Origin of the sequence: Mycobacterium sp. (genome assembly GCF_035697385.1) — a bacterium.
Classification (GTDB): Bacteria; Actinomycetota; Actinomycetes; order Mycobacteriales; family Mycobacteriaceae; genus Mycobacterium.
The window spans coordinates 1-6,503 of the sequence record NZ_DASSCY010000019.1 but is presented as its reverse complement, the minus strand read 5'-3'; the positions used below and the strand labels follow the sequence as shown (position 1 = coordinate 6,503).

The window sequence follows — 6,503 nt, the reverse complement described above, 5'->3', positions numbered from 1 at the left end:
GGGGTCGAGGTTGACCGCAAGAACCTCGCCGAGATCGCGGTCAGCGATCCGACCGCCTTCACCGCACTGGTCGAGGTCGCCAAGGGCGCACTGCCCGAGGACGTCAACGCACCGTCCGGAGAGGCCGCCTGACGCTAACCGAGCGCTCCGCTCGGGTGGCAGCAGCGGTCAAACTGCATCGCCACGTCGGACGACGCCGCGCCGCACGCTTTCTTGCCGAGGGGCCCAACCTCGTCGAGGCCGCGTCGCGGCGCGGACTCGTTTCTGAGGTATTCGTCACCGAGTCTGCGTTGAGCCGCTTCGGCGCGATGCTGGCCGACCTCCCCGTGTACGTGGTGACCGACCGTGCCGCAAAGGCGTTGTCCGACACCGTGACTCCGGTCGGCCTGGTCGCGGTCTGCTCGCTGCCGGAAACGACGTTGAGCGACGTGCTCGCGGAATCTCCGCGGTTGGTGGCGGTGGCGGTGGAGATCTCCGAGCCCGGCAATGCGGGGACGCTGATCCGAGTCGCCGATGCGATGGGCGCCGACGCCGTGGTGCTGGCCGGAAACAGCGTCGACCCGTACAACGGCAAGTGTCTGCGCGCATCGGCGGGGAGTATTTTCGCGGTTCCGGTGGTGTCTGAGCCCGATGCGCCAACGGCGGTCGCCGCGTTGAGCGAAGCGGGTCTGCAGGTATTGGCCACCACGGTGGACGGAGAAGTCAGCCTCGACGACGCTGACTTGTCGGCGCCGACGGCCTGGTTGTTCGGGCCTGAGGCGCACGGTCTGCCATCCGATCTCGCCGGTATGGCGACGCACCGGGTTCGCATCCCGATGCCCGGCAACGCCGAGAGCCTCAACGTCGCGTCGGCGGCGGCGATCTGCCTGTACCAAAGTGCCCGCCTGCGAGCGACAACGGAGCGACAACCGTAGCGGTGTCACACCGGCATGTCATTGTCTGGCAATGAGCAACTTGCTAGAGGTGAGAGGCATCGAGCTGCGCTACCTGCTCACCGCGTACCTGCTCGACCACGGTCCGGCGACCGTCGACGAACTCGTCGACGCGCTGACCTACCACGGTTTCCGCACTGCCGGGCGCGCGTCGAAGTCGGTGTCGGATGCGCTGCGGTGGGAGAGTGCACGCGGTCGGGTGATCCGATTCCGACGCGGTCTATACCGCCCAGGGACCATGCCGCGGGCAACCGAGCATCGGATCTTCACGCGAGTACGCGCGTTGCATGACGAAGTCGCTGAGATGTCGCGCAGAGGCGGGAGCCAAGGGAATCACCCGGGTTTTCCGGCAGCCGGCTAGCCGCCGTTGAGCAATCCCCGGGCCACGTGGGTGATCTGCACCTCGTTGCTGCCCGCGTAGATCATCAGCGACTTGGCATCGCGGGCAAGCTGTTCCACCCGGTACTCGGTCATGTAGCCGTTGCCGCCGAACAACTGCACGGCGTCCATCGCGACATCGGTGGCGGCCTGCGAGCAGTACCACTTGATCGCCGACGCCTCGGGCAGCGAGATCTCAAAGCCGGTCTGCATTGCCTCGATAACCCGAAACAGCATGTTGCGCACGTTCATTCGGGCGAGTTCCATCTGCGCCAGCTTGAGCTGGATGAGCTGGAACTGCCCGATCTCCTGGCCCCACAGCCTGCGGTTCTTGGCGTAGTCGACACACAGCCGCAGGCATTCCTCGATCACGCCAAGCGCCATCGAGGCAACCCCGATGCGTTCGGCGGCAAAACTCGACCGCGCGCTCGCACGGCCGTCGCCTGCCGCATTCTCCTCGGATTCGCCCAACAGCCGATCCCGGCCCAGTCGCACGTTGTTGAAGAACAGTTCACCCGTACGGGAGCTGTGAATGCCCATCTTGCGGAACGGCTTCGACTGGACAAAGCCCTCCATGCCGCGATCCAGAACAAAGGTGAGCACCTTGCGGTCCCGCTTGTCGACCGAAGCCCCATCTTCGTTGAGCTTCGCGTACACCACCACAACGTCGGCGTCGGGCCCGTTGGTGATGAACGTCTTCTGCCCGTTGAGGATGTAGTCGTCGCCGTCGCGCACCACATAGGACTTCATGCCGCCGAACGCATCCGAGCCCGAGTCAGGCTCGGTGATCGCCCACGCACCCACCTTGTCGTAGGTGACCAGGCCTGGCAGCCACCGCTCCTGCTGCGCGAGCGTGCCGCGGCCCATGATCGTCGGCACCGTCAGCCCGAGGCTGACACCCATCCCGGTGACGACGCCCATCGACACCCGGCACAGTTCGCTGACGACCACGAACCCCATCCCAGCTTGTCCGCCGCCACCGCCGAACATGCCGCCCGAGGGCTTGCCGGACGGTTCTCGGCCCTCACGCATCCCGGCGAGCCGCTTGTTTAGTGAGTCGCGGGCCATGTCGGCGATGCGGAAGGTCGCGAACAGCTTGCGGACGATCGGATAGGGCTCCATCTCGCCGCTTTCGAGGGCGTCGACGTGCGGGCGGATCTCCTTGTCCACGAATTCGCGAACGGCGTCGCGCACGGCGAGGTCGACGTCGGACCACTCGAGCATGGCGCTAGCCTAGGCCGCTTTGTTGCGACCGCGGGCCGGTCGCAGGCCGGCGAGCGAGAACGTGGTGTGCACCAGGGATCCCGCGCGGTCGAGCAGCGTCTTGCGCCGCGGTACGTAGTGGACGGGCAGGTCGCGTCGGTCGCGCGGCGGCGCCATGAACGCGGGCGCCTCGACCAGCGGGGCATCTTCGGGCAAGCGGCCGTCGGCGCGACGGTAGGCGGCCAGTGCTCGCGGGTGCAGCCGAATCTCATCGGGCACAACCACAAAAGCCATCTCGACCAGCTTGCCGAACAGTCGCAGCAACACCTCGTCGCCGGGTGTCCAACGCATTCCGGCCTTTTCGCGCACCGCCGGATCGAACAGACCCGCCGCAATCCAGCGCTGCGCGCCGACCATCGGACGGAAGAGTTGATCCCAGACCGGCGTTGGCATCAACACGAACCACGGCTTGGGAATGCGGATCGAGAAGATGTCGAGCGTGGCGCGGTTGATCTCCAACTCATCGCGGCACTTTCGCTCCCAGTAGTCGCAGAACTCGTCCCAGGACTCGGGCACCGGCCGCATGCTCATGCCGTACATCTGGTACCACTGCACGTGTTCGTCGAACAGTTGGCGCTTTTCGGCGTCGGTCAGCCCGCCGCAGAAGTACTCGGCGGTCTTGATGATCAACATGAAGAACGTGGCGTGCGCCCAATAGAACGTCTCGGGATTCAGCGCGTGGTAGCGGCGGCCCTCCGCGTCGACTCCCTTGATGGTCTTGTGGAAGCCCTTGATCTGCTCACCGGTCTGCGTGGCGCGCTCACCGTCGTAGACCACCCCCATGATCGGATACACCGACCGGGCCACCCGCTGCAGTGGTTCGCGCAGCAGTATCGAGTGGTCCTCGACGCCGGCGCCCAGTTCCGGATACATGTTCTGAATCGCGCCGATCCAGACGCCCAGCATCCCGGTGCGCAGGTCGCCGAAGTACTTCCATGTCAGCGAGTCCGGCCCGAGGGGGTCGGCCGTCGTCGCGATCTTCATGACCACACGATAATGTTGACAACGCACGTTGTCTACGATTTGCGGGGCGTGGCGACCGAAGTGTTATTCCGCGGCTATCGATGCGCCATGCGGTCGTGACCAGCCGCTTTATCGGCCGGGTACGCTGGCCGCTGTGGATGTCGAGTCGGCTGCGCCGCGTCGTTCATCCGGACCGGCGGGGTGGCTGAAGAGCACCAATCACAACCCGGGTGTCATCAACTTTCTCCGGCGTGCGCGGCGCGTGCTGCCGGGTGATCCCGAATTCGGAGATCCGTTGTCGACGAGCGGCGTTGGCGGTCCCAGTGCTGCGGCTCGGGCCGCCGATCGGCTGCTTGAACGAGAGGCGGCCTCACGTGAGGTCAGTCTGGGCGCCCTGCAGGTCTGGCAGGCACTGACCGAGCGGGTGTCCGGCAGGCCGGCCAATCGTGAGGTGACGCTGGTCTTTACTGATTTGGTCGGCTTCTCGGAGTGGTCATTGGGGGCCGGTGACGAGGCCACGCTGAAGCTGTTGCGGCGGGTGTCGCAAGTGGTCGAGCCCCCGCTGCTGGAGGCGGGCGGGCACATCGTCAAGCGGATGGGCGACGGGATCATGGCGGTGTTCGCCGACGCCGGGACCGCGGTGCGCGCCGCGATCACCGCTCGCGAAGCGGTGAAAGCCCTTGACGTGGACGGTTATACGCCAAGAATGCGCGTCGGCGTCCACACCGGCCGCCCGCAGCGCATCGGATCGGATTGGCTTGGCGTCGACGTCAACATCGCCGCCCGGGTGATGGAACGCGCCACCAGAGGTGAGCTGGTGGTGTCACAGGCCACACTGGAACGGATTACGGACGAGGACTTCGATTCGCTCGGCGTGACCGCCAAACGGCTTCGCAAGCAGGTGTTTACGAACAAACCCAATGGGGTGCCTGCGGATTTCACCATGTACCGCTTGAAAACTCGCAGGCAGTTGCCAGCCGATGTTGACGAAGACGGCGGTACAGCGGGCGCATAGTGTGCCTGATGGGGTTGGGATTGCTCGCGAGTCTCGCGCGCGTCCGGGTCACGGTGGCATACGCGGTGATCGTGACGTGCGTGACAACGGTCTTGGTGGCACTCGGCCCGGACGTGCAGGACCGCGTCATCCGACATACCAGCACCAACCTGCACAACCTGAGCCGCGGGCACGTCGGAACCCTGCTGGACAGCGCGTTCGTCGTTGACGCCGGGCCGATCTACCTGTGGCTGCCCGGACTGGTGTGCCTGCTCGCGCTGGCCGAGCTGTTGTGGCGCAGCGGCAGGCTGGTGGTGGCCTTCGCGGTGGGGCACGTGGGCGCGACTCTGCTGGTGGCGATCGGTCTGACGGCCGCCGTCGAACTCGACTGGCTGCCCGCGGAGGTGAGCCACGCGACGGATGTGGGCATGAGCTACGGCGCCGCTGCCGTGCTCGGTGCGCTGACCGCGGCCATCCCGCGACGCTGGCGGCCCGCGTGGGTCGGCTGGTGGCTGGCGGTCGGGGTCGTGGTGGTGGCGATCGGCCGCGACTTCACCGACGTCGGCCACGCGGTCGCGCTATTGCTCGGGATGCTGGTATCGACGCGGTTCGGCACGCCTGGACGCTGGACGCCGCCGCGCGTGGTGCTGCTCGGCGTCGCGGCCGCGTTCGGTTACCTGGTGCTGGCAAGTACGGAGCTGTCGATGATCGCCGCGACGGTATTGGGTCTGTTCGTGGCAGCAAGCGTGGAGATATGGCACGCGGGAAATGCCTGCGAAGCGCCATCGGCCCATCGCTTATGATCGCCCGGTGGCTGAGCAGCCGATTGACCTAACCGAGGAAACGCTGACCAAAGCGGTCAGCGCGGCCCGGCATGCCTTCGACTTGGCCTCCGATCTCGACTCGCTCGCGCGCGCCAAGACCGAGCACCTCGGCGACCGCTCGCCGATCGCGTTGGCACGCCAGGCGCTGGGCTCGCTGCCAAAGGCCGACCGCGCCGACGCCGGCAAGCGGGTCAACGTCGCCAGGACCGAGGCGCAGCGCAGCTACGACGAGCGGCTCGCCGCGCTGCGGGCTGAGCGTGACGCGGCGGTGCTTGTCGCCGAGCGCATCGACGTCACCTTGCCGTCGACCCGTCAGCCGATCGGCGCCCGGCACCCGATCACGATCCTCGCCGAGCACGTCGCCGACACATTCGTCGCGATGGGCTGGGAGCTGGCCGAGGGCCCGGAGGTCGAGACCGAGCAGTTCAACTTCGACGCTCTGAACTTCCCGCCGGATCATCCCGCGCGCAGCGAGCAGGACACCTTCTACATCGCGCCCGACGGGTCACGGCAGGTGTTGCGCACCCACACGTCGCCGGTGCAGATTCGCGCTCTGCTCGAACGTGACCTGCCGGTCTACATCATCTCGATCGGGCGCACCTTCCGCACCGACGAATTGGACGCCACCCACACCCCGGTCTTCCACCAGGTGGAAGGTCTCGCGGTGGACAAGGGCCTGACCATGGCGCACCTGCGCGGCACGCTCGACGCGTTCGCCCGCTCGGAGTTCGGTCCCGCGGGCCGCACCCGGTTCCGTCCGCACTTCTTCCCGTTCACCGAGCCATCGGCCGAGGTCGACGTCTGGTTCCCCAACAAGAAGGGCGGACCCGGCTGGGTGGAGTGGGGTGGCTGCGGCATGGTCAACCCGAATGTGTTGCGCGCCTGCGGCATTGATCCCGACATCTACTCCGGCTTCGCGTTCGGCATGGGGCTGGAACGGACACTGCAGTTCCGCAACGGCATCCCCGATATGCGCGACATGGTCGAGGGCGACGTGCGGTTCTCCCTGCCGTTCGGGGTAGGGGCCTGATGCGGCTTCCGTACAGCTGGCTGCGCGACGTCGTTCAGGCAGGCGCTCCCGGGTGGGACGTATCGCCGGACGAGCTCGAGCAGACGCTTATTCGCATCGGCCATGAGGTCGAGGAGATC

Annotated in this window: 8 protein-coding genes and 1 pseudogene; 7 read left to right on the top strand and 2 right to left on the bottom strand. The window is 66.6% G+C overall.

Annotated features, from left to right (window positions below):
* The 3 genes and pseudogenes from VFH65_RS01875 to VFH65_RS01865 form a co-directional block, all read left to right on the top strand.
* A pseudogene (locus VFH65_RS01875) lies at positions 1 to 132 on the top strand (50S ribosomal protein L20); the annotation flags it as partial.
* 23 nt (positions 133 to 155) lie between these two features.
* Positions 156 to 914, top strand: coding sequence for a TrmH family RNA methyltransferase (locus tag VFH65_RS01870; protein ID WP_353319429.1), 759 nt, complete (start codon positions 156 to 158; stop codon positions 912 to 914).
* A 31-nt stretch (positions 915 to 945) separates the two neighbouring features.
* Positions 946 to 1,293 (top strand): hypothetical protein, encoded by a 348-nt coding sequence (locus tag VFH65_RS01865; protein ID WP_353319428.1) that lies wholly within the window; start codon positions 946 to 948, stop codon positions 1,291 to 1,293.
* Here the strand turns inward: VFH65_RS01865 and VFH65_RS01860 are convergent.
* A complete protein-coding gene (locus tag VFH65_RS01860; RefSeq protein WP_353319427.1) occupies positions 1,290 to 2,534 on the bottom strand; it encodes an acyl-CoA dehydrogenase family protein in 1,245 nt (414 codons plus the stop codon). The genes VFH65_RS01865 and VFH65_RS01860 overlap by 4 nt on opposite strands.
* 9 nt (positions 2,535 to 2,543) lie before the next feature.
* Positions 2,544 to 3,557 carry an oxygenase MpaB family protein gene (locus tag VFH65_RS01855; protein WP_353319426.1) on the bottom strand — a complete coding sequence of 338 codons (1,014 nt, stop codon included), beginning with the start codon at positions 3,555 to 3,557 and terminating at the stop codon, positions 2,544 to 2,546.
* Positions 3,558 to 3,690: 133 nt separating this feature from the next.
* Between VFH65_RS01855 and VFH65_RS01850 the strand changes: the two genes are divergently transcribed.
* The 4 genes from VFH65_RS01850 to VFH65_RS31995 all read left to right on the top strand — a co-directional run.
* A complete protein-coding gene (locus VFH65_RS01850) occupies positions 3,691 to 4,551 on the top strand; it encodes an adenylate/guanylate cyclase domain-containing protein (RefSeq protein WP_414688337.1) in 861 nt (286 codons plus the stop codon).
* 8 nt (positions 4,552 to 4,559) lie between these two features.
* Positions 4,560 to 5,333, top strand: coding sequence for a rhomboid-like protein (locus VFH65_RS01845; RefSeq protein WP_353319425.1), 774 nt, complete (start codon positions 4,560 to 4,562; stop codon positions 5,331 to 5,333).
* Positions 5,334 to 5,340: 7 nt separating this feature from the next.
* The gene (gene pheS, locus VFH65_RS01840; RefSeq protein WP_353319424.1) at positions 5,341 to 6,384 is read left to right on the top strand and encodes a phenylalanine--tRNA ligase subunit alpha; all 1,044 of its coding nucleotides are present in this window, start codon (positions 5,341 to 5,343) and stop codon (positions 6,382 to 6,384) included.
* Positions 6,384 to 6,503: hypothetical protein (locus VFH65_RS31995; protein WP_414688338.1), on the top strand; the 120-nt coding region annotated here is incomplete at its 3' end. The genes pheS and VFH65_RS31995, both read left to right, overlap by 1 nt.

Excerpts from the sequence above, each read along its gene's own strand:
- VFH65_RS01865 (WP_353319428.1), top strand. The coding sequence starts at position 946 with ATGAGCAACTTGCTAGAGGTGAGAGGCATCGAGCTGCGCTACCTGCTC.
- VFH65_RS01860 (WP_353319427.1), bottom strand. The coding sequence starts at position 2,534 with ATGCTCGAGTGGTCCGACGTCGACCTCGCCGTGCGCGACGCCGTTCGC.
- VFH65_RS01855 (WP_353319426.1), bottom strand. The coding sequence starts at position 3,557 with ATGAAGATCGCGACGACGGCCGACCCCCTCGGGCCGGACTCGCTGACA.
- VFH65_RS01845 (WP_353319425.1), top strand. The coding sequence starts at position 4,560 with ATGGGGTTGGGATTGCTCGCGAGTCTCGCGCGCGTCCGGGTCACGGTG.